Below are 26,390 nucleotides of genomic sequence, written 5' to 3'. Positions count from 1 at the left end.
CTCAGTCCTCCGTGACTGGCTTGAAACGACGCAGTTCGAGCAGCCGGTAACCGGTGTAGTTGCCCAGCAGCAGGATCAGCGCCATCAGGATGAGCTGCAGGCCGAGGAAGTTGAAGGTGATGTGGCGAATCCACGGATTGTTCATCGCCAGATAGGCCAGTACCGCGGTCAGCAGGCTGCCGCCGCCCTGGATCAGCACCTCCTTGGGGCCTTCTTCTTCCCACAGGATCGACATCCGTTCGATGGTCCAGGACAGGATGATCATCGGGAAGAAGGTGATCGTCAGGCCCGCATTGAGGCCAAAGCGATAGGACAGCACGGTGAAGATCGAGATGATCGCTATCACCGTTATTATCACCGCCGTCACCCTGGCCACCAGCAATAGATTCAAGTGTGACAGATAGCTGCGGATGACCAGACCGACGGCCACCACCAGCAGAAACCCGACCAGGCCGGTGAGCAGGGTGGTCTGGATGAAGGCCAGGGCAATCAGTACCGGCATGAAGGTACCGGACGTCTTGATGCCGATCAGCACCCGCAGCAGCACCACCACCAGCGCACCGATCGGGATCAGCAGGATGGTCTGGAACAGCGCCTGCTCCTCGAGCGGCAAGCTGTGAATCGAGAAGTTGAGCAGGGTATCGCTGTCCTCGGCGAGCTGGCTGCGCACTGCCGCCGCGGCGGGCTGATTGCGTACCAGCATGGAGAAGGAAATACGTGAATCGCGACCGCCTTCCACCTCGAGCACGGCATTGCCAGCGCTTTCCCACATCAACAGGTTGTCGGGCTTGCCCTGTTCGCCGGTAGCCGGATTGAACAGGGCGCGCCTGTCGCCGTCATAGACCTGTATCCACGAGGTCAGGCTCTGGCGCCGACGGCCGCTGTCGAGCATCAGGCCACTGACCTCACGGGCGGCAACGCCGGCCTGGTTCAACAGGCGCACGGCTAGCGGCACACGATCGAACTGGGTCAGCAGTAGCCTGGCATTTTCCCCCTGGCGGTCATCGGCGAATTCGCTCAGCAATTCACGGGCGAAGGTAAAGGCGTCGGACGAGCGTGCCCAGGCGCGGTCGATCACCTGCTGGGCGGCGGTGTCGTAGGGACGCTCCCAGGCGACATCGGTCACCGGCGGCGGCGGGGGCGGAGCGGTTGCCTTGCGGGCACCTTCGGTCACCAGTACCTGGGCGGTGTAGTAGAGGCGCTGATCGCCCACCGCCTCGCGGGTGGACCACTCGGCGCGACGTGCGCCGTTTTCCTGCAGGAACGCCAGGCCATAACCCGGAGAGGCGGTGTGCTCGGTCAGCACCCGAAAACCGGCCTGAGAGGAGGGCAGGGCCATGTCCACCTTGGCCGGCTCGCCCTGGCCATCGAAGGTGACCTGAGCCTCGATTTCCCAGACCTGGCGCTGTTCACCCGGCGTCCAGGGGACCTCGAATTCCACGTGGCGGTGAATGCTCATCGCGATGCCAACCACCATCAGCAGGGCGACGATCAGATAAAAGGGCAGTCTGGACATGGGTCTTCCTTAATCGGGAGCGAAAGGCCGACGCCCCGGGGCGTCGGCACACAGCGTTATCTCAGGGCTGTTCCTGATCATCACGATCGGCCGCTTCCTCGTCGGCGGCTTCGCTGGCCGATTCCCCTCCTGGGAATTCGGGACGGTCGTGCAGGTAGTGGCGTGCCACGTCGATGACGGCGATATCCAACAGGAAACGACGGCCAAGCAGGACGGGATAGCTCAGGTGGGTGCGGTCGTTCAGGGTGAATTCGACCTGTTCACGCAGCGGGCCGAGGGTCATCAGCAGGCTGACCACGGGGCGGCTTTCTTCACCGTTGGCCTGGACGATGGTCACCTTGCGTTCTACCGGCGCCTCGATCCATTCATCGCGCACGGCCTCGACCACCGAATCCTCTTCATTGAGGCCCAGCTTGAAGCGCACCCATTCGTCACCATCCCGTTCGAAGGTGGTGACATCGGTAGCGGACAGCGATGAGGTATTGGCCCCGGAGTCGATCCGCGCCTTCAGATAGGTGCCCACATCGGGCAAGCCAACCCACTCGCTGCGTCCCAGCAGTTCCTTGTTGTCGATACCGGATTCGGTGCTGGCCTCACACTGCGTCGTCCGAGGACCGGGCTCCGCGCTGCCGCGCTCGAGCCCGGCCAGATCTTGGCGTACGCCGCGCAGCAGGCTACCGACTTCGCGGATATCGGCGGTCATGCGGCGATCCTGCGCCGCCTGTTCACTGAGCATGTCGTGGGTCAGGTCGCAGCGTCCCGCCAGGCGCGTCTCGAGCCCTCGGATCTCGGCGTGAAATTCCGAAGGCGTGAGAGGCTCAGGAGGAGGCGGAGCGTCGACCGGTGCCAGAGCACAGCCACCGAGCATCGCGGCGGCGGCCAAAGAAAGAAAACGAGTCGGTCGGAGGGGCATGACGCTAGCGTCCTTGTATCGGCATCGACAAAAATGGTGTGACTCGACAAGACCACTTCCGAGGAAGCTAATCGAACGAGACAAATTGAAGCGATGATAAGGAGCGACGCCAGCGCTGTCCATGCTGGGGCCGGGTTGATCACGCCTCAGGTGCTCCGCTGTACTGCTGAGAACCGCCCACAATCCCGAGCCCGCACCCCTGGAAAAGCGCAAGGGTGTCTACTGAGCGGGGCCCATGTCTACCTCATCAGAAATCGGGACAATAGACCCAAGGAGTTGCCTGAGTATTGGCGGCTACACAAGTCCCTATACACGCCCCTGGGCATTCCGCTTCCACTATGCAGAACCTTTCGTGCTTTGCTGAAGCTAGCACGAGGCTGACTACAATAACGCAACAAGATAGCGACAGAGTCGACTACAAGGTTCAACGTTCTCGTCGGAGCCCTCGCCATGGATAACAAGATTCTTGTGGTAGTGACCAGTCACGCCAAGTATCCCAATCATGATCGAGCCACGGGTCTGTGGCTAGGTGAAGCCGTGCATTTCATCGATCATGTCGAACAGGCTGGCTGGACCTGCGACATCGCAAGCCCCAAGGGGGGCTATACGCCCATCGATCCCCACAGTCTGGCGGCCGCCGAAGCGATTGACTGGGACTACTATCAGAACAAGGACTTCATGAACCGCCTGGGTACGACGCTGGCCCTGGACGAGGTCAACGCAGCGGACTATCGGGCAATCTATCTGGCGGGCGGGCATGGAGTCATCTGGGACTTTCCGGGCAACGAGACGCTCCAACGCCTGTGTCGGGACATCTACGAGGCAGACGGTATCGTATCCTCTGTGTGTCACGGTGCCGTGGGCTTGCTCAATGTGACCCGGGATGATGGGGAATACCTGATCAAGGGCATGAAGGTGACCGGCTTCTCCAATCACGAGGAGCACCTGGCCAAGCTCGACGACATCGTGCCGTTTCTTACCGAAACGGAGCTTGTCGAGCGTGGCGGGCTCTATTTGAAGGCGGATCGCGCCTGGGAGCCATTCGCCGTAGTCGATGAGCGGCTGGTCACCGGGCAAAATCCAGCCTCGGGCCGACGCGTGGCCGAACTGGTGCTGGAAGCGTTGGGCGACTGATCACCGTCGGTCAGCAAGATCTCTTCTATCCGGACATCACCATGGCAGCCAGACATCGTCAGGGAAGACGCACGATAGCGATTATCGTCATCACGGCGCTGGTCGCCGGACTCGTCATGGGGTTCTACGCAGGAAGCCGTTACCAGCTCTGGCATCTCCAGGACGCCTGCCTGGATGCCGGAGGACGGGTTTCAGACGACGGTGTGGCACGATGTGACATCGAACGTGAGGTTCCTGCCAGCTAGCCTGTGCTCGCAAGCGGAGAGGAAGCGTCGCTGGGTTGTGCAGGATGGAAAATCAGCCAGACGATCGACATGGAGGCCGCAAGCGCCAAAGGGGAGGCAGCAGAGCATCAGAGGCTTGTCCGGGAGAACCGGCAAACACCTCATTTAACATAATATAGATTATGCGAACCATGGGTCATGAAAGCTTGTGAAGGCTGATAACAGCCTCTTGTCACCAGAACCCCGCATCAATCGCTGTCCTTATCTACCTCGAACTTACCTCGAACCCGGCGGTAGCTTCCCACCGAGCCCAACGGATTCAGATCATCGAGCTGGCATCCCTACGTGGCGGCCACTCACATTCACACGAGCACGATCTGATGCTCTGGTGGCCGGCACTGACTCAACCCTTCTCCTTGAACTGCTGGTAGGTCTCCCGGGCGCGTTCCAGGTGGCGTGCCATGGCGGCTCTGGCGGCGTCGGGCTGGCGTGACAGGATCGCGTCGAGAACGTCCTGATGCTCGGCTTCCACGCGCTTCAGATAGGTGCTGGTGGAGTCGGTATTGACCTCGCTGGTCGCGAGCTTCGAGCGTGGAATCGCGCTCAGGTTGAGCTGCTCCAGCGCCTGAGGGAAGAACGGATTGTGGGTGGCCCTGGCAATCGCGTGGTGGAACTCGAAGTCCTCGTTGCGAGCCTGACTACGCTGCTGACGGGCCTTGACGAAGGCCGCATGGGTATCACGCAGGCGAGTCTCGTCGTCGGCCTCGAAGCGCTCGGCGGCCAGTGCTGCCGCCGCAGGCTCCAGATTAAGCCGCAGCTCGATGACATGCAGGATATCTTCGACGGTGGTCGGGCGAATCCGCTTGGCGGGCATGGCCTCGGCCGGTGCGGCCCGGATCACCGTGGTGCCGACACCACGCCGTGCCTCGACCAGGCCCAGCGACTTGAGGTGAGCCACCGCCTCGCGAATCACCGTCCTGCTGACACCGAAGGAATCACACAGGCCGCTTTCTGTCGGCAGCTTCTCGCCGACGGCGATGGTTCCGGCGGTGATCAGACCTTCCAGCTGGTCGGCCACGTTCATCGACAGACTGCCTTCACGCGTCAGCTTCTTGACGTTTAGCGGTGCCGGTTCCGTGCGGGGTGCTGGCTTGGCTGCCATGGTCGATTCCTCTTCAGTTCGCGTGGCGATGACGCGACGTGCCGCAAAGCGCTATTTTTCAGGGCTATTTATCAGGGCTGTAGATCAGCACTGACTATCAGGACGCCAGTGTATCAAGGCGATGGCGTCAGGTCCCCGGTGTCTGGCTGCTCGATCCTCTATCCCTCTGCCAGTGCCGGACACGGATGCCTGGTGGCTTTCCGCGACGATTCAGTGGCTATTCATCGTCAGGATGGCCCTGGCCTGCAAACTTGCCGCCCTGGAAGCGCACCGAAGGATCATCGGGAGCCAGCCGCCCTCCCCTGGCCTCGATCTCGGTACGCCAGGGTTCGGAGCTGTCCTTGGGCACCCAGCCCAGAAAGCCTGCTTCGCGATTGTCCCACCATTGTTCGGCGTTGTTGGAGGCGCCGTAGACCACGGTGTAGCCCAGTTCAGGGACGCAGAAGGCGCGCTCGAGCAACGCCATGAAATCCTCGACGCTCATCCAGGTAGCCAGCATGCGGGCATCGGCGGGCTCAGGGAAGCAGGAGCCAATACGCACCGCCAGGGTTTCGACCCCGAACTTGTCGAAGTACAGACTGGCGAGGTCCTCGCCGAAGCTTTTCGACACGCCATAGAGCGAATCCGGGCGTTTCGGCACCTTGGCGTCCAGCCGCTGATGCTGTGGGTAGAAGCCGATGACGTGGTTGGAACTGGCGAATACCACCCGCGGCTTGTCATGACGGCGCACCGCCTCATAGAGGTGATAGGTGCCCATGATGTTGGCCGGCAGGATCTGCTGCCAGGAGCGCTCCACCGATACACCGCCCAGGTGGATAACACCATCGCAGCCTTCCACCAGGCGAGCGACAGCATCGACGTCGGTCAGGTCTGCCGTGACGATCTCTTCATGGCGGGTGTCGTGGGTCACGTCCTGGTCGACGGCGACCATGTCGGACAGGCGGACCTCCTTCGCCAGGCGACTCAAATGAGGTCTCAGAGCGGTGCCCAGGCCCCCGGCGGCGCCGGTGACCAGCAGTCGATTCAACATGTCAGAATTCCTTCTCGGGTGTCGTGTCTCGTGTCTCGTGATACGCGCCTTCAGCGACCGAAGCCGTACAGTTCGGCGGGATTGTCGACCAGGATGCGTTGGCGCTGCTGCTCATTGGCCCAGGCCAGCAGTACGTCGAGCTGGTCAGGGTCGTCGGGGTACTGATCTCGCGGGACACCAACATGGGGCCAGTTGCTGCCCCAGAGGATGCGCTCCGGTGCGTGGTTGATGACCCGCCGGGCGATGGCGCCGACGTCGTCGTAGTCGGGCCCTCCGCTCAGGCTGGTCTCGTAACCGGCGCAGACCTTGAACCAGGCGTTGCCGCGGTCAAGCAGCCTGAGAATGGCATCGACGCGAGGATCATCGGCCGGCACCGGATCGATGAACTTGCCGATATGATCGATGATGTACGGGCACTCGATACGTTCCAGCATCGGCAGGTGCTGGTCGAGCTCGCGGCCATTGAACTGTACCATCAGGTGCCAGCCCAGGGGCGCGATCAACGGCTCGACCTCGGGCAGGCGAGCCAACGGCATGGCGCCTCCGCCCAGGTTCATGATGCGTGCGCCGCGTACACCTCGGCCATGCCAGTCTTCGAGGGTTTTCAAAGGGGTGTCAGGACTGACGGCGGCGACCCCGCGGGCCTTGTCCAGGCCCAGTTGATCGAGCGAAGCAAGCAAGGCGCCATTGTCGAACTGATAGGCGTTGGACTGGGTCACGACCACCCTGTCGAGCCCCATCCAGCGCTGGAAGCGCCGGAGATCCTCGACGGTTGCCAACTCCTTGATCGGCGGCCCGCCTGGCTGGCCTTTGTAGCCATCGAGGAAGAGATGAATATGGCAATCGGTGGCGCCGGCGGGTGCCTTCAGCCTGGGCGCGCGCCCTTCCAGCGGACGGGTATTGGCCGGTATCACTGTCTTGTCTCCTTGAGGGCGAAACGTGTCAGGGCGTCGCGATCGATCTCGATGCCCAGTCCAGGGCCGTCAGGGATATCGACCCAGCCCTGATGATGCTCCAGCGGCTGGGTGACAATTGCCTGGCGGAAGGGATTGTGGGTCCGATCGAACTCCATGATGGGTTCGATCGGCTCACGTCTCGGCGGATTGGGCGGCAGCGCCGCCATGGCCTGAAGGCTGGCGGCGATGCACACGGCGGTGCCCCACACATGGGGAATCAGGCGCACGCCATGAAGCGCCGCCATATCCACGACGCGCCGCATCTCGGTGAAGCCGCCGACGCCGCATATGTCGGGCTGGCAGATATCGATGGCGCGACTGGCCAGCGGCTCCTGCATGGCGTAGCGGCCATGCCAGTTCTCGCCACTGGCGACCGGTAGAGGCTGGCCATCGCGCACCGCGCGATAGGTATGAATCTGCTCCGGTAGTACCGGTTCCTCGAACCAGTCGACGTCGTAAGCCGCCGCCCGCTTGCCGACCTCGAGGGCCTCCAGCAGGTCATAGCCGTGGTTGGCATCGATCATCAGACGCCGATCGGGACCGATGGCCTCGCGCACGGCGGCGATGACCCGAAGATCTTCCTCGACGTTGAAGCCGATCTTGATCTTGACCCCGTGAAAGCCTTCCTCGGCGTAGCCCGCCACCTCCGCGGCGATATCACTGACCCGGTCCACGCCATCGCGACGAAAGGAGCCGGTGGCGTAGGCCTGGACGCGTTCGCGAAAACGCCCTCCCAAGAGCTCCGACACGCTGGCACCGTAGTGCTTGCCCTTGATGTCCCACAGCGCGATGTCGATGCCGCTGAGGGCGGTCATGGTCAGCCCCCGCTGGCCCTGGTCACGCAGCCGGTTGTAGAGCACGAGCCACAGTCTTTCATGCTCCAGCGGGTTGGCGCCGATCAGGGTGTCGGCGTAGGTGGTCACCACCGCGGCGTTGGCCTGGGCCGGACCGAGGCACTCCCCCCAGCCGACGGTGCCGTCTTCGCAGGTGATCTCCACCAGGCAGTGCTGGCGGCGTTCGAAGCGCATGGAAGCACTTTCGAAGGCCTGTTCAAGGGGATGATCCAGCAGATGGGTCTCGACCCTGGCGATCTTCATCGGTGTGCCTCTTTTCCTGTAGGTGGTCAGCGGTGTGTGGCGCCTCGTCAAAGGCTGGCTTGGCATGGTCGCCATCACTCCAGCATGTTGGGCAGCGCCATGGACAGTGCCGGAACGTAGGTCACCAGCATCAGAGCGGCGAACAACGCCAGGTAAAACGGCCAGATGGTGCGAACGGTCTGCTCAATCTTGATCTTGCCGACCACGCTGCCGACAAACAGGCAGGCACCCACCGGCGGTGTGCACAGCCCGAGCCCCAGATTCATCATCATCATGATGCCGAACTGGATCGGATCCATGCCGAACTGGGCGGCAATCGGCAGGAAGATCGGCGTGCAGATCAGGATCAGCGCCGCCATGTCCATGATCATGCCGAGTGCCAGCAGGATCAGGTTCAGCATCAGCAGGATGGCGAGCGGATTGTCGGTGATCCCGAGCAGTGTGTTGGACAGCAACTCCGGCACGCTATACAGGGCGAGCAGATAGGAGAACGCCGAGGCGCAGCCGACCAGGATCATCACCAGCGCGGTGGTGCGCACCGACTGGTAGACCGCCTGCTTGAACGATGCCCAGCGCAGCTCGCGATAGACCAGTGCGGTGATGACGATGGCGTAGATGGCCCCGAAGGCGCCTGACTCGGTCACCGTCAGCACGCCAGACAGCACGCCGCCCACGATGATGACCGCGGTCAGCAACCCTGGCAGTGCGGCGGCAAAGCTGATCGCCAGCGCCTGCCAGCCCGGAAAGCGCTCGCCTTGGTAACCACGCTTGACCGCTACCAGATAGGCGGCCAGGGCCAGCAGGCCACACATCAGGATGCCCGGCACGATGCCCGCCATGAACAGCTTGGTGATGGACAGGCCACCGCCGGCCGCCACGGCGTAGAGGATCATGTTGTGGCTGGGCGGAATCACCACCCCGGCCACCGACGAGGTCACCGTCACGTTGACCGCGTAGTCCGCGTCGTAGCCCTTCTCCTTCATCACCGGAATCAGGATGGAGCCGAGCGCCGAGGTGTCCGCCACCGCGGAACCGGAAATCCCGCCGAACAGCATCGAAGAGGTCACATTGACCACCCCGAGCCCTCCGCGCACCCGGCCCACTGCGGCAGAGGCCAGGCGCACCAGGCGCTGGGAAATTCCGCCGTGCAGCATCAGCTCGCCGGCGAAGATAAAGAACGGAATCGCCAGCAGCGAAAACACCGAAATGCCCGAGAGGATGCGCTGGAATGCCACGAACAGCGGCAGTCCCTCATAGAGAAAGCCCCCTACTGCTGCCAGTCCTACCGCAAAGGCCACCGGAGCGCCGACCGCCAGTCCCAGGGCAAAGAGTCCAAAAACGATAGCGAGTCCCATGCTCAGTCCTCCTGGGTCGGGTTGTGCCGGCCGCCAAGCCGCTTGACGATGTTGGCCACAGCGAACAGCACCATCAGCGCGCCACAGATCGCCAGCGGCGCGGCACGCCAGCTTTCGGAGAGTCCGAGCATCGGGATAGGTCGTGCCAGGTTGGTCATCATCAACTGCCAGCCCTGCCAGGCCATGAAGCCGCCAAAGGCCACCACGAACAGATCCGCCAGATGGTGCATCAGACCCTTGATCGGCGCCGGCATGTTGTCGCGCAGCAGGTCGATGGACAGGTGGCTGTTGTGACGAACGCCGGCAGCGGCGCCGAGAAAGGTGATGTAGGCCACGCTCAGAAGCGCCGTCTGCTCGACCCAGGTGGGGGTGTCATTGAGCACGTAGCGGCCAAATACCAGCCAGCCAAAGGTGATGATCAGCAACACCAGCAGCACCCCGGCCACCATGATGCAACCATGGGCGATACTGTCGAGGATGCGGTCCAGTCGGCTGGGTGTTTCACGCTTGTAGCGTATGCTTCGTGACTCCGGCGATGCCGGAGGAAAGGCACCACGGCGTACCGTGGCGCCCTCTTGCTCTGACTCGGTTTGCTCGGACCCGACGTCAGAGGTGTCGGTGGGTGCGTTCACGCATCAGCCTCCCCGCCCGCCCCCGGCACCGGGGACGGGGCTCTCGTATCAATGGGATCAGTCGGCCTGAGCCGCGCGAATGTCGTCGACCAGCGACGCCAGGTCCGGGTTCTCGGCAAGAAAGCCCTCATAGACCGGTTGCATCAGCGCCTGGAATTCTGACTTGTCCGGAACCTCATTGATCTCGACGCCTGCATCCAGCGCCGTTTGCCGACTGGCGGCGGTACGCTCTTCCCACAGTTCACGCTGCTGCTCGGTGGCGACCTGCCCGGCCTCCCGGACCGCCGCCTGGTCCTCTTCGGACAGCTCGTCCCAGGTGCTGCGGGCCATGCACAGGCACTCGGGAATGACCAGGTGGTTGGTCAGCGAGTAGTAGCCGGCAACCTCGTAGTGGCCGCTGGATTCGTAGGACGGGAAGTTGTTCTCGGCGCCGTCGATCACACCGGTCGTCAGCGATTGGTAGACCTCACCGTAGGCCATGGGGGTGGCGTTGCCACCCAGCGCATCGATCATGTCGACGTAGAGGTCGTTGTTCATGACCCGGACCTTCATGCCCTCGACATCTTTCGGAGTCTCGACCGGATGGTCGGTGTTGTAGAGGCTGCGCGAGCCTGCCCCGAACCAACCCAGCGCGACCAGGCCCTGCTCCTCCATCGCCTCGGCGAAGCGTTCGCCGATCTCGCCATCCATCAGTTCGTACATGCGCTCTTCACTTTCAAAGATGAAGGGCAGCGAGAGTACGTTGGCAGCCGGCACCATCGGACCCATGGGGCCCATGTTGAAGTTGCCGAAATCCAGAGCACCGTTGCGGGTCTGCTCGATGGCATCGGGCTGATCCCCCAGCACGGCGTTGTGATAGACCTTTGACGTGATGCGCCCTTCCGTTCGCTCGTCCACCTCCTTGGCGAAGGTCTCCAGCGCAATGCTGTTGGGGTACTCGGGAGGATGAATGTTCCAGCCGCGCCACTGTTCGGCCAGGGCTGGCGTTGCCAGCAAGGCGGTGGTCGCGGCCAGGCCGGCAAGATGGATGGCGCGGGTGAGCTTGCGTGAAGCAGCGGGATTCATGGCGAGTCCTCTGGTTGACCTTGTTGGCGTTGTTGTCATACCCGGATGGGCAAGTGTCCGGCCCTCTCGTACTGCCATCACATGGCGATGGCCTGAGCCGTTTTCTGGAAACCATGGCATACTATGTATGACAAAGTAGAAGAGAGGACTTCCTGGCTGCAACCCCTTCCTGACACTTTTTGACTAAAGTGCAATGCCACTGTCGAGGTGCGTTAGCCAAGGCGGCCAACATGATCGACATTTTTCGGAAAAGCCCTTTATTAGCGGGCAATAACGATCTGTCCGAAACCTGTTTCTGGTGCAGAGAGGCCCCGCTGCAGCGGCAGCTTAGTTGTAAAATGCTGTCATTTTCGAGCGTGACGCGTGGCCTGCTGTGTCCCTGTGCCGCCTGAGCTGCATAGGCGGCAGGAAGTCTCGAGGGACGTGCAAGGCCTCGGCTGATAAAGACATTCAGCGCAGACAATATCAATGCAGAACAAAGGGAGAATCGGGCGCCGCTGAGCGCCCGAGAACATGGCGGAGATTCGTTCGGGGGAAGGATCGAGGCGGCGCGCCCGAACCATCGGATCGGGCGCTGGTCGGGAGATGGCTAGAAGGCCCAGGCCGCCGACAGCGACACCGTATCGCCATCGAAGCGATTTTCCGATGACACATCGTGAAGCCACTTGCCGATCAAGGTGACCGGCGCCTGGCCGAGTGAGACGCTCTTCATGAAGGCCGGCCCTACCCCTGCCCCGCTACTGCGAAAACCATCTTCCAGGCGATCCGGTACCGGTCCCGAGTCCGACTCGAGCTGTTCGTACACGTACCCGGCCAGACCCAGTCCGAAGCTTGGTGTCAGGTACTTCGCCGCCAGCACGTCCAAGTGAAACTCGTCGCCGGTGGTGTAGTCGGTGGCATCGTTCTTGAAGTTGAACAGGATGCCCGCGGTCATCGACAGGTCCCATCCGCTTTCGGGCAGCCAGCTGTAGGTAATGGTGGGATCGATCGACCAGTAGTGCCGCCCCAGGTTGATCCGATCGTTCTCGTCGTAGCGCCCCACCGGAATATTGATACCCACCGCCGCCGTGGTGTGGTGAGTCCCGTTGGCCCAGTTGAGGGCGACCGGCACCAGGTACGGATCACCGAAGCCGCTGTTGCTTCCGGTGTTGAAGCGTTCCTGGCCTGGGATGCTGGCCTCGAGATCGACGCTGACGTCAAACACGTAGGGAAGATTGATCCCGGCGATGTAGGTGGCACCGAGCCACTCGACGTCGGTCACCCAGGTCAGCTTGAGCAGGTTGAACCACAGCGTCTGGTCGAGACCCGCCGACAGCCGCCCGCCCAGGGGGCGCGCGCCGATATCGCCCTCGTAGCGCACCAGGTCGTTGCGCGCATAGACCCCGGGTGGCGGGGCCAAGCCTGCGGCAAAGTCGTTATAGGCGCCCGGTACATAGATGCTGCTGCCACCTTCCGAGGCATGAGCCGTCGCTGGGGCCAGCAGTGCTGCACCAAGGATCGGCGCTGCCAGCAGGTAGTGATACATACCGGAGGTCAGGAGTCGGGGGCGACAAATGGCCATGGGGACGGTTCCATTGAGAAGTTTGCTGCAAAGTATAGGAAGCACTACGAACTTTTGGGCACAATTTTGACGTACCTGCCTCCTATGCCCCCACGTACCCTGCTGCTCTTCCCGTGACGTCTACCTCCAGCGTCCTGCGACTACTTCGGTCGTCCTGCGATTACTTCGGTCGATTGGCCAGATACGACAACGGCGCCCCAAGGGGCGCCGTTGTCGGGTGCGGGAAGCGAGTTCCGGTTCAATCCTGGCGGTACGCCCTTACTCGCCGGCGGGCGCGTAGGAGCCATCTTCGCGGTGCACTTCCTTGCCCGTCAGGCCCGGAGTGAACACGCAGGCCAGGTGCATGGTCTTGGAAGCACGCAGCAGGTGCTCGTCATGCTGATCCAGGATGTAGATGTCGCCCGGCTTGATCGGCCAGATCTTGCCGTCGGCCAGGGTCTCCACCTCGCCTTCGCCCTCGATGCAGAACACCGCCTCGAAGTGATGCTTGTAGTGGATGTGGGTCTCGGTACCCTCGAAGATACGGGTGATGTGGAAGGAACACTGACCGCCGTCATCGGCGAGCATCAGGCGGGTGCTGTCCCAGTTACCGTTCTCTGCCTTTACCAGGCGGTCGGTCTGACGGGCTTCTTCCAGGTTGCGAACGATCATCGAATTCTCCGTTGTCGGGTGTCGGGGGCGTCGGCGGTGCCGGGCATCGAAAGGCCCTGTGCGAGGCTTCGAGCGCTGGTGGCGTCCGCAGAAAAAGCGAGGGCGAGCCCTCGCTTTACATATTGCTCAGGGCAGGATCAGCGGCACCTTGCTGCTGGCGCCTGCCCGCAGATAGCCTGCGGGCGTATCCTGTTTCAGCTTAGCGCCTCGTGGGTGCTGCGCTCGAGGATATCGAGACCTTCGATCAGATCCTCGTCGGTGATGGTCAGCGGACACAGGCACTTGACCACCTCACCGTCCTGGCCACTGGTCTCGATCACCAGGCCGTTCTCGAAGGCCTTGGCGGTGATCTTGTCGGCGATATCGCCGCTTTCCACGTCGATGCCGCGCATCAGGCCGCGGCCACGCTCGGAAGCCGGATACCCCTTGTCGCTAAGCCAGGCGGCGATCTTCTGAAAGCGCTCTTCCACGATCCGCGCCTTGCGCTGGATGTCACGCTCGAAGGTATCGTCGCTCCAGTACTTGCGCATGGCAGCGGTAGCGGTGACGAAGGCCAGGTTGAAGCCACGGAAGGTACCGTTGTACTGACCCGGCTTCCACTTGTCGAGCTCCGGGCGCATCAGCACGTGGGCGAACGGCAGGCCGAGTGCGGACAGCGACTTGGAGTTGGTAACGATGTCCGGTGTGATGCCGGCATGCTCGAAGCTGAAAAACTTGCCGGTACGACCACAGCCCGCCTGGATATCATCGATGATCAGCAGGATGTCATTGTCGCGGCAGATGCCCTCGAGACGCTTGAGCCAATCCAGGCCGGCCACATTGATGCCGCCCTCGCCCTGGACCGTTTCGACGATGACCGCGGCGGGCACGTCGAGACCACCGGACTTGTCGCCGAGCAGCTTCTCGAAGTAGTCCAGGGTATCGGTCTCGCTACCCATGTAGCCATCGAAGGGCATGAAGGCCGCACCCTGGGTCGGAATACCGCCGGTCGCCTCGCGGAACTTGCGGTTGCCGGTGGTGGCCAGCGCCCCCATGGTCACGCCGTGGAAGCCATTGGTGAAGGTCACGATGTTGTGACGACCCTTGGCCACACGAGCGAGGCGAATGGCAGCCTCGACGGCATTGGTGCCGGTCGGCCCCGGGAGGTGGACCTTGTAGTCGAGACCACGCGGCTTGAGGATCACCTCTTCCAGGGTCTCCAGATAGTCGCGCTTGGCGGCGGTCCAGAAATCAAGACCGTGGATGATGCCGTCGGTGGCCAGATAGTCGACCAGCGCCTGCTTCAGGTGCGGGTTGTTATGGCCGTAGTTCAAGGTGCCGGCACCGGCCAGAAAGTCGATGTACTCGCGGCCTTCCTCGTCGGTCAGGCGAGCGTTCTGCGCCTTGGTGAAGACCACCGGAAAGGAACGGGAATAGGTACGAACTTCGGATTCCATGCGTTCGAGGATCTGGGTCTGCATTGCGACCTCCTGTCGGGTTCGTAGGGGAAGTTATCGGGTATCGGTGGCGACGGACGCTGGCGCCCTGTCACCACCCTGGAAGCCGTTAGATACGCGTCGTGTCGAAGGGACCGATGCGCACCAGGTTTTCCGGATCGTGCTCTCCACCCAATTGGTCGGTAGAGAAGTACTCGCGGCTGTTCAACGGCGCCTGCCAGCGATCGGCCAGGCGGCGGAACAAGCCCCAGGAAGCCTGGTTATCCGGTGTGATGGTGGTCTCGAGGTGGTGGACCTCGGCAAATTCAGGGCGGGTCAGGATGGCTTCGACCAGTCTGCGGGCCAGGCCGGTACCGCGGGCCTTCTCGCCCACCGCGACCTGCCACAGAAAGTAGGTGTCCGGAGCATTGGACTTCACGTAGCCGGAGACAAAGCCGACGATCTCGCCTTCCTCGTTGGTGGCAACGGCACAACTGTCACGGAACTGGGTGGCCAGCAACAGGTAGGCGTAGGCGGAGTTGACGTCCAGGGGCGGGCAGGACTTGACCAGCTCGTAGATGCCCCAGCCATCCTCGGGAGTGGACTTGCGAATAAACAGCGGCGCCGCTTCGTGACCCACCACCGCGTCCGCCACCGTAGGCTTGGCGAGGTCGGCTGATGGTGTGAAGGGCTCAGTGCTTGCGGTCATGTTCGTTATGCTTCGCTGTAGCGAATTTGGACAACCATTATAACAGTCGAGTATGACATTTCAAAATCTGGATTATTCTTAACCCCTGGAAGCATAAAAAAAAATTATGCGAGCAGCGCCAGGCCACGTCTCATGGCGGCTCGGAGCGATCGCTGCCGCTCACCTCCCCTATCCCTTTGGCGTAATCGATTGCCTCTCCAACGAGACGATTTCGTCCGCCTGAAGCAGTATAGTCGGCCCTTTCGGATCGGCGAGAAAAGGCCACAAAAAAGGGCACCCACAGGTGCCCTTGTCGTATCGTGACGCCGGTCTCAGGTACGCGTCGGCGTGCGCATGGTGACGAACTCTTCGGCGCCGGTCGGGTGGATGCCGACGGTCGCATCGAAATCTGCCTTGGTCAGGCCCGCACGCACCGCGATGGCGATGCCCTGGATCACCTCGCCGGCCTCCTCGCCGACCATGTGCGCCCCTACCACCACGTCGCTTTCGTCGTCGACGATCAGCTTCATCAGGCAGCGTTCATCGCTGCCGGACAGGGTGTGCTTCATGGGACGGAAGTCGGCGCTGTAGACGCGGACCGCCTTGCACACCTCGCGGGCCTTCTCTTCGGACAGGCCAACGGTGCCGATGTTGGGATGGCAGAACACCGCAGTGGCGATGTTGTCGTAGTTCATCGGCGCCTTGGGCGCGTCACCGTAGTGGTGTGCAACCAGATGCATGGCCTCGGCCAGGGCCACCGGCGTCAGCTCAGGACCGCCGGTCACGTCGCCCAGCGCCAGGATCGAGGGCACCGAGGTCTCGAAGCGATCGTTGACCTGGATGGAGCCGTTCTCGTTGAGCGCGATGTCGAGCTGGTCCAGGCCCAGGCCTTCCAGATGCGGCTTGCGGCCGGTGGCGGACAGCACGGCATCCACCTCAAGGGTCTCGCCGTTGGTCAGGGTGGCCTTGATCCCGCCTTCGACCTTCTCGAGGGACTCGATGTTGGTGTTGAAGTGCAGGTTGACGCCCTTCTTGGCCATCTCGTCGCGGGTGAACTCGCGCACCTCCTGGTCGAAGCCGCGCAGGAACAGGTCGCCGCGATACAGCAGGTGGGCGTCGGCGCCCAGGCCGTTGAAGATGCTGGCGAACTCCACGGCGATATAGCCGCCGCCAAGCACCAGAAAGCGCTTGGGAAACTCGTCCAGGTCGAAGATCTGGTTGGAGTTCATTGCCAGTTCGCTGCCGGGGAACGGCGGCACCCAGGGCCAGCCACCCACCGCCACCAGGATCTTCTCGGCGCTGATGGTCTCGCCGCCGACCTCGACACGGTGTTCGTCCACCACCTTGGCGCGACCGTTGATCAGGCGCACCCCGGCGTTGTCCAGCAGCTTGCCGTAGATGCCGTTGAGTCGCTTGATCTCACCGATCTTGTTGTCGCGCAGGGTCGCCCAGTCGAAGCTCGGCGCCTGGTCGAGCTGCCAGCCGAAGCCGCGAGCGTCGTCGAAAGCCTCGTGGAAGTGTGCGGCGTAGGAGTAGAGCTTCTTGGGCACGCAGCCCACGTTGACGCAGGTACCGCCGAGGTAGCGATCCTCGGCGACGGCCACCCTGGCCCCGGTTGCCGCCGCGGTACGGGCAGCGCGGACACCACCGGAGCCGGCACCGATGACAAAGAGGTCATAGTCGAATTGTGACACTTGCGTCTCCTGATTCTGTTGCTGGGGCCCTTGTTGTCGGGACCGCTGTCGGATCATTAGGGGCCTGGCCTACCAGGGACCTGCCTCGAGGCCCACCAGGATGGGAAACCTTCCCATGATACCAGCGGGCTGGCTACCACGGGAGGGTGCTTGACCACCTTGACCGAGGGGGGTAAAAACATGCACCACTTTAGCCATCCACTGCTTGCACGGGGAAAGTTCATGAGTGATATCGACAATCTGCTCGCCAATAATCGGGCCTGGGCCGACAGAATCTGCCAGGAAGACCCTGATTTCTTTGCCCGCCTTGCTCAGCAGCAAAGCCCGGAGTATCTGTGGATCGGTTGTTCCGACAGCCGCGTGCCGGCCAACCAGATCATCGACCTTCCCCCGGGTGAGGTGTTCGTCCACCGTAACGTCGCCAACCTGCTCTATCACAATGACATGAACGCCCTGTCGGTGGTGCAGTTCGCGGTGGACGTGCTCAAGGTACGTCACATCATGATCGTCGGCCACTACAACTGTGGCGGCGTGCGCGCTGCGGTCACCGGCGGCGAGAACGGTATGGTGGACAACTGGTTGCACAGCGTACGCGAACTCTACAGCATGCATCGCTCGGAACTCGAGCATCTGCCGCTGGACGAACAGGTGGATCGCATGTGCGAGCTCAACGTCAAGTCTCAGGTCAAGACGCTGTGTCGTACCAAGATCGTCCAGCGTGCCTGGCAGCGCGGCCAGGCGCTGTCGGTGCATGGCTGGGTCTATGGCCTCAGCGACGGTCGTGTCACCGATCTGGAATGCAGCGTGCACGGCCTGGATCAGGTCGCCCAGCTCTATCGCATCGACCGCGTCTGCCCGCCCCAGCAGTGACGGCTGGTCTGAACTGACCGATTGACCGCCAGGCGACCCTGGACACCACTGTCGCCTCGGCGCTGTGTCGATTGCCCTTTCGCGCCCCCGAATCTCGTTCGGGGGCGCTTGCACTTGCGGTTACCTCACTCGCCTCCGCCGGCTACCTCAGCTCCTCTATTTCCCCTTACTTTTCTGTCTGCGCCACCTTCTCGTCGCTCAGCGCTTGTCTGCTCCTTGAAGACACGCTCCCCGGGCCCATATTCGTTCCTCGCATGGGTGCTGTCACAATTTCGATTGTGTTTAAACGCGACACCTCACTATGTTGATGCAGGACATTGACTAGCCGGCGCTTACAACATTGACCAAGGCGTCCGACTGGCAATTACAACAACCTCAACAAGCAGGAACTCCTTCCATGTTCAAGAAGACCCTTCTGGCCGGTGCCCTCGGTGCCGCCATGCTGACGGCTGCCCTGCCCCAGACCGCACTGGCCGAAAACACCCTGCGCATGGCCTACGACGCCGATCCGGTGTCGCTGGACATCCATGAGCAGCTCTCCGGCGGTATCCTGCAACTGTCGCACATGGCCTTCGATCCGCTGGTGCGCTGGACCAAGGACTTCGAGTTCGAGCCCAGACTCGCCACCGAGTGGGAGCAGGTCGACGACACCACCATGCGCATCAGCCTGCGCGAAGGGGTCACCTTCCATTCCGGCAACCCCTTCACCGCCGAGGACGTCGCCTGGACGGTGGAGCGCCTCAAGCGCAGCCCGGACTTCAAGGCCATCTTCGAGCCCATCGAGACGGTCAACGTGGTCGACGAGCACACCGTGGAGATCGTCTCCAAGCGGCCCAACCCGCTGCTGCTGAACATGGCCACCTACATCTTCCCGATGGACAGCCAGTTCTATTCCGGCGAGACCGACGGCGGCAAGGCCAAGGACGAGATCGTCAAGAACGGCAACTCCTACGCCTCGCGCAACATCTCCGGTACCGGCCCCTTCCAGGTGACCAACCGCCAGCAGGGCGTTCGGGTCGACTTCGAACGCTTCGATGACTACTGGGACAGCGAGTCCCCGGGCAACGTCGACGCCATCACCCTGACCCCGATCGGCGAGAACGCCACCCGCGTCGCCGCCCTGCTGTCCGGTGACGTCGACTTCATCGCGCCGGTACCGCCCAACGATCTGGAGCGTATCGAGAGCGACGAGGACACCAATCTGGTGACCATGTCGGGCACCCGCATCATCCTGTTCCACATGAACCAGGAGCGGGTCGAGGCCTTCCAGGACCCGCGCGTGCGTCAGGCCTTCAACTACGCGATCAACCAGGAAGGCATCGCCGATCGTCTGATGAAGGGCTTCGCCACCCCGGCCGCCCAGTTCTCGCCAGAGGGCTACTCCGGCCACAACCCGGATCTCGAGCCGCGCTTCGATCTCGACCGGGCCAAGGAACTGATGGCCGAAGCGGGCTATGAGGACGGCTTCTCGGTCAGCATGATGGCGCCCAACAACCGCTACGTGAACGACGCCAAGATTGCCCAGGCGGTAGCCGCCATGCTGGCGCGGATCAACGTCACGGTGGACCTGAAGACCCTGCCCAAGGCCCAGTACTGGGGCGAGTACGATGATCGCGCCGCCGACATGATGATGATCGGCTGGCACTCCGACACCGAAGACTCCGCCAACTTCCACCAGTACCTGACCGAGTGTCCGGACGCCGACAGCGGTGGCGGCCAGTACAACGCCGGCAACTACTGCAACGAGGAGCTCGACCAGCTGATGGTCGACGCCAACCTCGAGGTGGATCTGGAAAAGCGTGGAGAGATGCTGCGTGAACTCGAGCAGGGCCTCTACGACGATGCCGCCTTCATTCCGCTGCACTGGCAGAACCTGGCCTGGGCCTCTGCGGCCAACGTCGACATCGAGCCGGTGGTCAACGTGATGAACTTCCCCTACCTCGGGGATCTGGTCATCGAAGAAGAGTAAGACGACAGGCACCGCCGCGCGGTGCCTGCAAGCTCCCATTCAGCAGCTGCCTCGGCTCCGTGACATGGTCGCGGAGTCGAGCGCCTGTACCCTGGACAATCCCCATGATCGCATTTCTGATCAAGCGCCTCTTTCATGCGCTGCTGGTGATGTTTGTCATCAGCGTGATCGCCTTCGCCATCCAGGACAACCTGGGTGATCCCATCCAGCAGATGGTGGGTCAGTCGGTGCCCGAGAGCGAGCGCGAGGTGCTGCGCGAGGAACTGGGGCTCAACGATCCCTTCCTGGTGCAGTACTTCCGTTTCGCCGTCAACGCCGCCCAGTTCGACTTCGGCTATTCGTACATCTACAACGAGCCGACTACCGAGGTGGTCCTGCGACACCTGCCGGCGACCCTGGAGCTGGTATTCGCCTCGACCCTCCTGATCATCTTCCTGTCGGTGCCGATCGGCGTCTACAGCGCGATCAAGCCCCGCGCCTGGCTGTCCCGTTTCTTCATGGGGGTGTCGATCATCGGCATCTCCATCCCGGTGTTTCTCACCGCTATCGTGTTGATCCAGCTGTTCGCCATCGGCGTGAGCTTCACGCCCTTCCCCGCCGATACCGGCTGGGGCGCCTGGCTCAACGGCCTGCTGTCCACCGAGGGCGGCATGCCGGCCTACGGTCGCGGCGACCCTATCCACGTGTTCGGCACCTGGACCACCAACTTCGCCTCGCTGGAAGGCCTGACCTACCTGGTGCTGCCGGCCATCTCGCTGGCCTCGATCATGCTGCCGCTGTTCATTCGCCTGATCCGCGCAGAGATGCTCGAGGTGATGCAGTCGGAGTACGTCAAGTTCGCCCGGGCCAAGGGCATCTCGATGCGTCGCATCTACTTCCTGCACGCGCTGAAGAACACCATGTTGCCGGTCATCACCGTCGGCGGCGTGCAGATCGGTACCCTGGTGGCCTACACCATCCTCACCGAGACGGTGTTCCAGTGGCCCGGCATGGGCCTGATGTTCCTCGACGCCATCGAGCGCTCGGACATCCCCCTGATCGTGACCTACCTGATGATCGTCGGCCTGATCTTCGTGATCACCAACACCCTGGTCGACTTGATCTATGGCCTGGTCAATCCCACCGTCAAGCTGACAGGTAAGCCCGCATGAGCACCCAGAGCACTGCGACGAGCAGCCGGTGGGAGCGGTTTCGCGACTCCTACCTCTTGTACAGTTTCAAACGCGACCTGATCGCCCAGACCAGTCTTCTGATCTTCGTGGTGATGGTCCTGGCCGCGCTGCTGGCGCCTTGGCTTGCGCCGGCCGATCCCTACGACCTGGCCCAGATCGACATCCTTGCATCCGAGCTGCCGCCGTTCTGGATCGACGGCGCCGACCCCCAGTACCTGATGGGTACCGATTCCCAGGGGCGCGACCTGCTCTCGACCATCCTCTACGGCATGCGGGTGTCGCTGGTCATCGGCTTCGGCGCCGTGGCGCTGCAGGCCACCCTGGGGGTGTGCTTCGGCCTGCTGGCGGGTTATCTGGGTGGGCGCGTCGACGCCTTTCTGATGCGCCTGGCAGATATCCAGCTGTCGTTCTCGACGTTGATGGTGGCCATCGTGGTGGGCGCCCTGTTCAAGGCGATCTTCGGCGGCGCCACCTACTCCGACTATGCCATGTGGCTGCTGGTGCTGATCATCGGCCTGGCCGAATGGCCCCAGTACGCCCGTACCGTGCGTGCCTCGGTGCTGGCAGAGCGCTCCAAGGAGTACGTCGACGCCGCCCGGGTGATGGGCCTGCGCAGCCGGCGGATCATGTTCCGTCACATCCTGCCCAACACCCTGTCGCCGATCTTCGTCATCTCCACCGTGCAGGTGGCCAACGCCATCATTTCCGAGGCGGCGCTGTCGTTTCTCGGCCTCGGCATGCCCGAGACCCAGCCGTCGCTGGGCTCGTTGATCAAGTCCGGCTTCGACTACATCCAGTCCGGTTCCTGGTGGATCACCCTGATTCCGGGCCTGGTGCTGGTGGTGCTGGTGCTGGTGATCAACCTGCTCGGCGACTGGCTGCGCGACGTGCTCAATCCACGACTGTACAAGGGCTGAGGTAGACATCATGGCACTACTCGACGTCAATCACCTCGACGTGCGCTTCGCCCTGCGACAGGGCGACGTGAAGGCACTGCGCGATGTGTCGTTCAGCCTGGATCGTGGAGAGCGTCTGGGCATCGTGGGCGAATCCGGCGCCGGCAAGTCGGTCGCCGCCTTCAGCCTGCTGAACCTGATCGCCAAGCCGGGCTATATCGCCGGTGGCAGCATCACCTTCGATGGCCAGGAACTGACCGGGCTCGGCGAGCGCGCCCTGCGCAAGGTGCGCGGCCACCGCATCTCGATGATCTTCCAGGATCCGATGATGACGCTCAATCCGGTGCTGTCCATCGGTGAGCAGATGGTGGAATGCCTCAAGGCTCACCGCCGTATCTCCGGCAAGGAAGCCCGTGCGATCTCACTGCGCAAGCTCGAGCAGGTGCAGATCCCGTCGCCGGAAAAGCGCCTGGACCAGTATCCCCATGAGCTGTCCGGCGGGATGCGTCAGCGCATCATCATCGCCATCGCGCTGCTGCTCGACCCGGATATCATCATCGCCGACGAGCCCACCACCGCCCTGGATGTGACCATTCAGGCGGAGATCATGGCGTTGTTGCTGGAGCTGTGCGAGAAGCACAACGTCGGCCTGATCCTGATCACCCACGATCTCGGCGTGGTCAGCCAGGTGACCCAGCGCATGCTGGTGATGTACGCCGGACGGGTGATCGAACAGGGCCCGACCCGAGAGATCATCAATGATCCGCAGCATCCCTACACCCAGGGGTTGATCAACGCCCTGCCCCAGATGGCGACCCCGGGCGAGCGGCTCAACCAGATACGTGGCAGCATGCCGTCGTTGAGCCAGCTCCCCAGCGGCTGTCCGTTTCATCCGCGCTGCGACTTTACCCAGCGCCACGACGGCAGCGAACGGACACCCTGCAAGACCGAGGTACCGGCCTTCGTGCGCTCCGGCAACTGTGAGGTGGCCTGCCATATGGTCGCCGAGATGCAGGATGCCGAGCGCATCGTGGCCAGGGAGGACAACTCATGAGCCAGACCACTCAGGCAGCCGTCAAACCGCCGACCGAGCCGATTCAGCAGGACGGCCCCGCCAACATGCCCCCTGCCGCTGGAGGCGACAGCCTGCTCGAGATCCGCGGGCTGGAAAAGCGCTTTTCGCTGTCCGGGGATTTCCTCGAGCAGCTCAAGTTTCGGCGTGGTCGTATCGTGCGCGAGCAACAGCACGTGCACGCGATCAACGGGGTCGACCTGGACATCCGCCGCGGGGAGTCGCTGTGCGTGGTGGGCGAGTCCGGCTGCGGCAAGTCGACGGTAGCGCGCACCGTAATGGGCCTGCTGCGGCCCAGCGCCGGCGAGATCCATTACGACGGCGAGCGTATCGATCATCTCGATTCGAAAGCATTGCTGCCTTTCCGTCAGCGCATGCAGATGATCTTCCAGAACCCCTACGCCTCGCTCAATCCGCGTATGACCATCCAGCAGACGCTGGAAGAGCCGATCCGCCTTCACCACCCGGACTGGAAGCCGCAGCAGGTCGTCGACAAGGTGCACGAGGTGATGAGTTCGGTGGGCATCGCGCCGGACTGGGGCTCGCGCTACGGTCACGAATTCTCCGGTGGACAGCGACAGCGTATCGCCATCGCCCGGGCACTGGCGGTGGACCCGGAATTCATCGTCGCCGACGAGCCGATTTCGGCGCTGGACGTGTCGATCCAGGCCCAGGTGCTGAACCTGTTGATGGAAGCCCAGCGCGAGCACCATCTCACCTACCTGTTCATCACCCACGACCTGGCGGTGGTGGAGCATTTCGGTACCCGGGTGGCGGTGATGTACCTGGGCCGCGTGTGCGAGGTGGCGCCCACGGCGACGCTGTTCGCCCGCCCGCGTCACCCCTACACCCAGGCGCTGATGTCGGCGATTCCACGCCTGGAGGACGACCGTCCCCAGCACCTGCGTCTGCAGGGCGAGGTGCCGACCCCGGTGAACCTGCCCTCGGGCTGCGTGTTCCACGGGCGCTGCCCCCACGCCAACGAGCGCTGCCGCCGGGAGATTCCCCGTCTGATCGCCACCGACGAGGGCGGCCAGGTCGCCTGTCATGGTGTCGAGGAAGGTCGTCTGTCTTGACCGCTGCCTTGACCTCCATCGCCTTCACCTGCAACACGCCGACGCCGGGTACGCCCGGCGTCGGGTTATCTGGCACAATCGACGTTTCGCAGGACAGGTGATACTTCCATGGAAATACGTTGGCTGGAAGACTTTCTCGCCTTGGCCCGCACGCGTCATTTTTCCCGTGCCGCCGAAGAACAGAACGTGACCCAGCCCACCTTCTCTCGGCGCATCAAGCTGCTCGAAGAGGAGATGGGCACCACCCTGATCAACCGTCAGACCCTGCCGCTGTCGCTGACGCCGGCCGGCGAGGCCTTCCTCGCCATGTGTCACGACGTCACCCGGCGGGTCGACCTGACCCGCCAGCGACTGGCGCAGATGGCTGAGGAACAGGCCGGACAGCTACGCCTGGGGGCACCCCAGAGCCTGCTGGCGCAGTTCCTGCCCCAGTGGCTCAGCGGCTGGCAGTCGCCACCGCCGCTGCAGCCCTACCTGCGTGCCACCGCCTGGCTGGTGGGCGACTATTTCCAGGGACTTGCCTCCGGCGAGATCGATCTTGCCCTGTGCTACTGGCCGACCAGCGGCAATCCGCTGGAGCTGGCCAACGAGGACACCGATTATTGCGTCATCGGCCGCGAGCGCTTTATACCGGTGTGCCTGCCGGATGCCAGCGGCCAGCCTCGCTTTGCGCTGGAAGGCGGCAAAGGGCGCGCCCTGCCATTGATCGCCTATCATCCCCGGGGCATGATCGATGCCGCCATCCGCTCCCACCTGGACCGACTCGGCGACGCCCCTACCCTGACGGTGCTCAACGAGAGCGTACAGAGCGGCAATATCCGAGAACTCGTCGCGCTGGGCTATGGGCTGGGCTGGTTGCCCGAGCGCAGCCTGGGCGAGGCGCTGGCCTCCGGCGCGCTGGTGGCGGCAGGACCGCCACGCTGGACGGTGTCCTTCGATATTCGCCTGTATCGCCACCTCTCGACCCGTCGCGCGGCGGTCGACGCCGCCTGGCAGGAGCTGTGTGCTCACGCCCTCGAGACCGAGGCTCAACCATGATGCCCCCGACCACCCAGCGGAGACCTAGCCTTGCCCCAGCCTGACGCCCGTTCAAGCTTGTCCCCTGCCACCTCGGGCCTTCGCGCGGATGCAGCGACACCGGGCGGCTTTCGTGCCGCCCGCTGGCTGTCCAATCCGCATGTCCAGACCCTGCTGCCGAGGGTACTTCGTCCCGCGGAGGTGGACTGGCGACAGGAATTTCTCGACCTGCCCGACGGTGACGAGGTGGAGCTTAGTTGGGTGCTGCCGGAACCCGATGACCAGAGCGCCCCGCTGTTCGTGCTGTTCCATGGCCTCGAGGGGGGAATCACCTCGCCCTACGCGCACGATCTGCTGGCGGCCGCCAGAGACCAGGGCTATCGGGCGTTGCTGATGCACTTCCGTGGCTGTGGCTCACGCCCCAACCGCTTGCCGCGCGCTTACCACAGCGGCGATACCGGCGACGCCAAGGTATTGCTTGAGGTACTGGGCGATCGCTATCCCGAGGCACCCAAGGTCGCCGGTGGCGTGTCGCTGGGGGGCAATATGTTGCTTCGGCTGGTCGCCGAAGAGGACGCTAACTCGTTGGGGCTCGACGCCGCGGTGGTGATCAGCGCGCCGCTGGATCTGGCGGCCTGCGCCCAGCGCCTGGGCGAGGGTTTTTCGCGGGTCTACGAACGCCACCTGCTGGCCTCGCTCAAGCGCAAGGTGATACCTCGGCTCGAACGCGGCGAGCTTTCCCTCAAGGTCAGCGTCGAGCAGGTGCGCCGGCTGAAGCGCCTGCGCGACTACGACGACGTCATCACGGCGCCGATGCACGGCTTCCGGGACGCCGATGACTACTATGCCCGTGCCTCCAGCGGCCCGGTGCTCGATCGGGTGGCCGTTCCCACCCTGATGCTGCATGCCCGTGACGATCCTTTCATGCCGGCCGACCTAATCGAGCGTTTCCCGGCTCGCTCGCCGCTGGTGACCCTCGAAGTCGCCGAACGCGGCGGCCATGTCGGATTCATGGAGCCAGGCCCTCGCCGCCCTCGCCCCTGGCTTGGCCGACGGCTGGCGCGCTACCTGCAGGAATTGTCGCTGGACCAGCAATGACATGGCTCCTGCTCATGCAAGGGCAACTCAGATCAAACAATGTCACGCATCATCACACAAGAGCCCCGGCCATGGCCGGGGCTCTTGTGCTTTACGCCGTGTGTTGCGTGGAGTGCTGCGCGCTTGG

23 protein-coding genes are annotated in these 26,390 nt (G+C 63.0%); 9 read left to right on the top strand and 14 right to left on the bottom strand.

Annotated elements, in window-relative coordinates; genetic code table 11:
- Position 1: 1 nt before the first annotated feature.
- Together NFH98_RS09870 and NFH98_RS09865 are read right to left on the bottom strand one after the other, a co-directional pair.
- On the bottom strand, positions 2 to 1,516 hold the full coding sequence (locus NFH98_RS09870) for an inactive transglutaminase family protein (RefSeq protein WP_348828077.1): 1,515 nt from the start codon (positions 1,514 to 1,516) through the stop codon (positions 2 to 4).
- A gap of 61 nt (positions 1,517 to 1,577) precedes the next feature.
- Positions 1,578 to 2,429, bottom strand: a complete 852-nt coding sequence (locus NFH98_RS09865; RefSeq protein ID WP_108133627.1) for an ATP-dependent zinc protease family protein — start codon at positions 2,427 to 2,429, stop codon at positions 1,578 to 1,580.
- 450 nt (positions 2,430 to 2,879) lie between these two features.
- On the opposite strand from NFH98_RS09865, the gene NFH98_RS09860 reads away from it, so the two are divergent.
- Complete coding sequence (locus NFH98_RS09860) at positions 2,880 to 3,563, top strand: type 1 glutamine amidotransferase domain-containing protein (protein ID WP_108133626.1); 684 nt, start codon at positions 2,880 to 2,882, stop codon at positions 3,561 to 3,563.
- 627 nt (positions 3,564 to 4,190) lie between these two features.
- On the opposite strand, the gene NFH98_RS09855 is transcribed toward NFH98_RS09860, so the two are convergent.
- The 12 genes from NFH98_RS09855 to gorA all read right to left on the bottom strand — a co-directional run bounded on the left by NFH98_RS09855 (position 4,191) and on the right by gorA (position 17,093).
- On the bottom strand, positions 4,191 to 4,949 hold the full coding sequence (locus NFH98_RS09855; RefSeq protein WP_108133624.1) for a FadR/GntR family transcriptional regulator: 759 nt from the start codon (positions 4,947 to 4,949) through the stop codon (positions 4,191 to 4,193).
- Positions 4,950 to 5,166: 217 nt separating this feature from the next.
- On the bottom strand, positions 5,167 to 5,979 hold the full coding sequence (locus NFH98_RS09850) for an NAD-dependent epimerase/dehydratase family protein (protein ID WP_349622617.1): 813 nt from the start codon (positions 5,977 to 5,979) through the stop codon (positions 5,167 to 5,169).
- A 50-nt stretch (positions 5,980 to 6,029) separates the two neighbouring features.
- Positions 6,030 to 6,893 carry an amidohydrolase family protein gene (locus NFH98_RS09845; RefSeq protein WP_222516809.1) on the bottom strand — a complete coding sequence of 288 codons (864 nt, stop codon included), beginning with the start codon at positions 6,891 to 6,893 and terminating at the stop codon, positions 6,030 to 6,032.
- Entirely contained in the window at positions 6,890 to 8,032 is a 1,143-nt protein-coding gene (locus NFH98_RS09840) for a mandelate racemase/muconate lactonizing enzyme family protein (RefSeq protein WP_349622616.1), read from the bottom strand. Before NFH98_RS09840 ends, NFH98_RS09845 begins: the two co-directional genes overlap by 4 nt.
- 74 nt (positions 8,033 to 8,106) lie before the next feature.
- On the bottom strand, positions 8,107 to 9,387 hold the full coding sequence (locus tag NFH98_RS09835; RefSeq protein ID WP_253556326.1) for a TRAP transporter large permease: 1,281 nt from the start codon (positions 9,385 to 9,387) through the stop codon (positions 8,107 to 8,109).
- A gap of 2 nt (positions 9,388 to 9,389) precedes the next feature.
- Entirely contained in the window at positions 9,390 to 10,019 is a 630-nt protein-coding gene (locus NFH98_RS09830; protein ID WP_231498708.1) for a TRAP transporter small permease, read from the bottom strand.
- A 57-nt stretch (positions 10,020 to 10,076) separates the two neighbouring features.
- Positions 10,077 to 11,084 (bottom strand): TRAP transporter substrate-binding protein, encoded by a 1,008-nt coding sequence (locus NFH98_RS09825; protein ID WP_349622615.1) that lies wholly within the window; start codon positions 11,082 to 11,084, stop codon positions 10,077 to 10,079.
- Between the two features lie 589 nt (positions 11,085 to 11,673).
- Entirely contained in the window at positions 11,674 to 12,645 is a 972-nt protein-coding gene (locus tag NFH98_RS09820; RefSeq protein WP_348816107.1) for a SphA family protein, read from the bottom strand.
- Between the two features lie 258 nt (positions 12,646 to 12,903).
- The gene (locus tag NFH98_RS09815; protein WP_045992068.1) at positions 12,904 to 13,296 is read right to left on the bottom strand and encodes an ectoine synthase; all 393 of its coding nucleotides are present in this window, start codon (positions 13,294 to 13,296) and stop codon (positions 12,904 to 12,906) included.
- Positions 13,297 to 13,490: 194 nt separating this feature from the next.
- Positions 13,491 to 14,756: a diaminobutyrate--2-oxoglutarate transaminase gene (gene ectB, locus NFH98_RS09810; protein ID WP_045992067.1), complete on the bottom strand. Its 1,266-nt coding sequence runs from the start codon at positions 14,754 to 14,756 to the stop codon at positions 13,491 to 13,493.
- Between the two features lie 85 nt (positions 14,757 to 14,841).
- Positions 14,842 to 15,420, bottom strand: coding sequence for a diaminobutyrate acetyltransferase (gene ectA, locus NFH98_RS09805; RefSeq protein WP_045992066.1), 579 nt, complete (start codon positions 15,418 to 15,420; stop codon positions 14,842 to 14,844).
- A gap of 311 nt (positions 15,421 to 15,731) precedes the next feature.
- Positions 15,732 to 17,093, bottom strand: a complete 1,362-nt coding sequence (gorA, locus tag NFH98_RS09800; protein WP_240184148.1) for a glutathione-disulfide reductase — start codon at positions 17,091 to 17,093, stop codon at positions 15,732 to 15,734.
- Between the two features lie 222 nt (positions 17,094 to 17,315).
- Here gorA and can point away from each other — a divergent pair, with 222 nt between their 5' ends.
- The 8 genes from can to NFH98_RS09760 all read left to right on the top strand — a co-directional run bounded on the left by can (position 17,316) and on the right by NFH98_RS09760 (position 26,263).
- Positions 17,316 to 17,963: a carbonate dehydratase gene (gene can, locus NFH98_RS09795; protein ID WP_045992064.1), complete on the top strand. Its 648-nt coding sequence runs from the start codon at positions 17,316 to 17,318 to the stop codon at positions 17,961 to 17,963.
- 397 nt (positions 17,964 to 18,360) lie between these two features.
- Positions 18,361 to 19,932 (top strand): ABC transporter substrate-binding protein, encoded by a 1,572-nt coding sequence (locus NFH98_RS09790; RefSeq protein WP_045992063.1) that lies wholly within the window; start codon positions 18,361 to 18,363, stop codon positions 19,930 to 19,932.
- 104 nt (positions 19,933 to 20,036) lie between these two features.
- Positions 20,037 to 21,083, top strand: a complete 1,047-nt coding sequence (locus NFH98_RS09785; protein ID WP_045992062.1) for an ABC transporter permease — start codon at positions 20,037 to 20,039, stop codon at positions 21,081 to 21,083.
- A complete protein-coding gene (locus tag NFH98_RS09780; protein ID WP_045992061.1) occupies positions 21,080 to 22,021 on the top strand; it encodes an ABC transporter permease in 942 nt (313 codons plus the stop codon). Before NFH98_RS09785 ends, NFH98_RS09780 begins: the two co-directional genes overlap by 4 nt.
- Positions 22,022 to 22,031: 10 nt before the next feature.
- The gene (locus tag NFH98_RS09775) at positions 22,032 to 23,054 is read left to right on the top strand and encodes an ABC transporter ATP-binding protein (protein WP_349591088.1); all 1,023 of its coding nucleotides are present in this window, start codon (positions 22,032 to 22,034) and stop codon (positions 23,052 to 23,054) included.
- A 65-nt stretch (positions 23,055 to 23,119) separates the two neighbouring features.
- Positions 23,120 to 24,148 (top strand): ABC transporter ATP-binding protein, encoded by a 1,029-nt coding sequence (locus tag NFH98_RS09770; protein WP_349623109.1) that lies wholly within the window; start codon positions 23,120 to 23,122, stop codon positions 24,146 to 24,148.
- Between the two features lie 108 nt (positions 24,149 to 24,256).
- Positions 24,257 to 25,186, top strand: coding sequence for a LysR family transcriptional regulator (locus NFH98_RS09765; protein WP_349622614.1), 930 nt, complete (start codon positions 24,257 to 24,259; stop codon positions 25,184 to 25,186).
- Between the two features lie 30 nt (positions 25,187 to 25,216).
- Positions 25,217 to 26,263: a hydrolase gene (locus tag NFH98_RS09760; protein ID WP_349622613.1), complete on the top strand. Its 1,047-nt coding sequence runs from the start codon at positions 25,217 to 25,219 to the stop codon at positions 26,261 to 26,263.
- The last annotated feature ends 127 nt before the right edge of the window (positions 26,264 to 26,390 follow it).

Source organism: Halomonas sp. H33-56, from assembly GCF_040147035.1.
In the GTDB taxonomy this organism is placed as follows: domain Bacteria; phylum Pseudomonadota; class Gammaproteobacteria; order Pseudomonadales; family Halomonadaceae; genus Halomonas; species Halomonas litopenaei.
The sequence above is the reverse complement of the archived record's forward strand: the minus strand, read 5'-3'. Positions and strand labels throughout refer to the sequence as shown.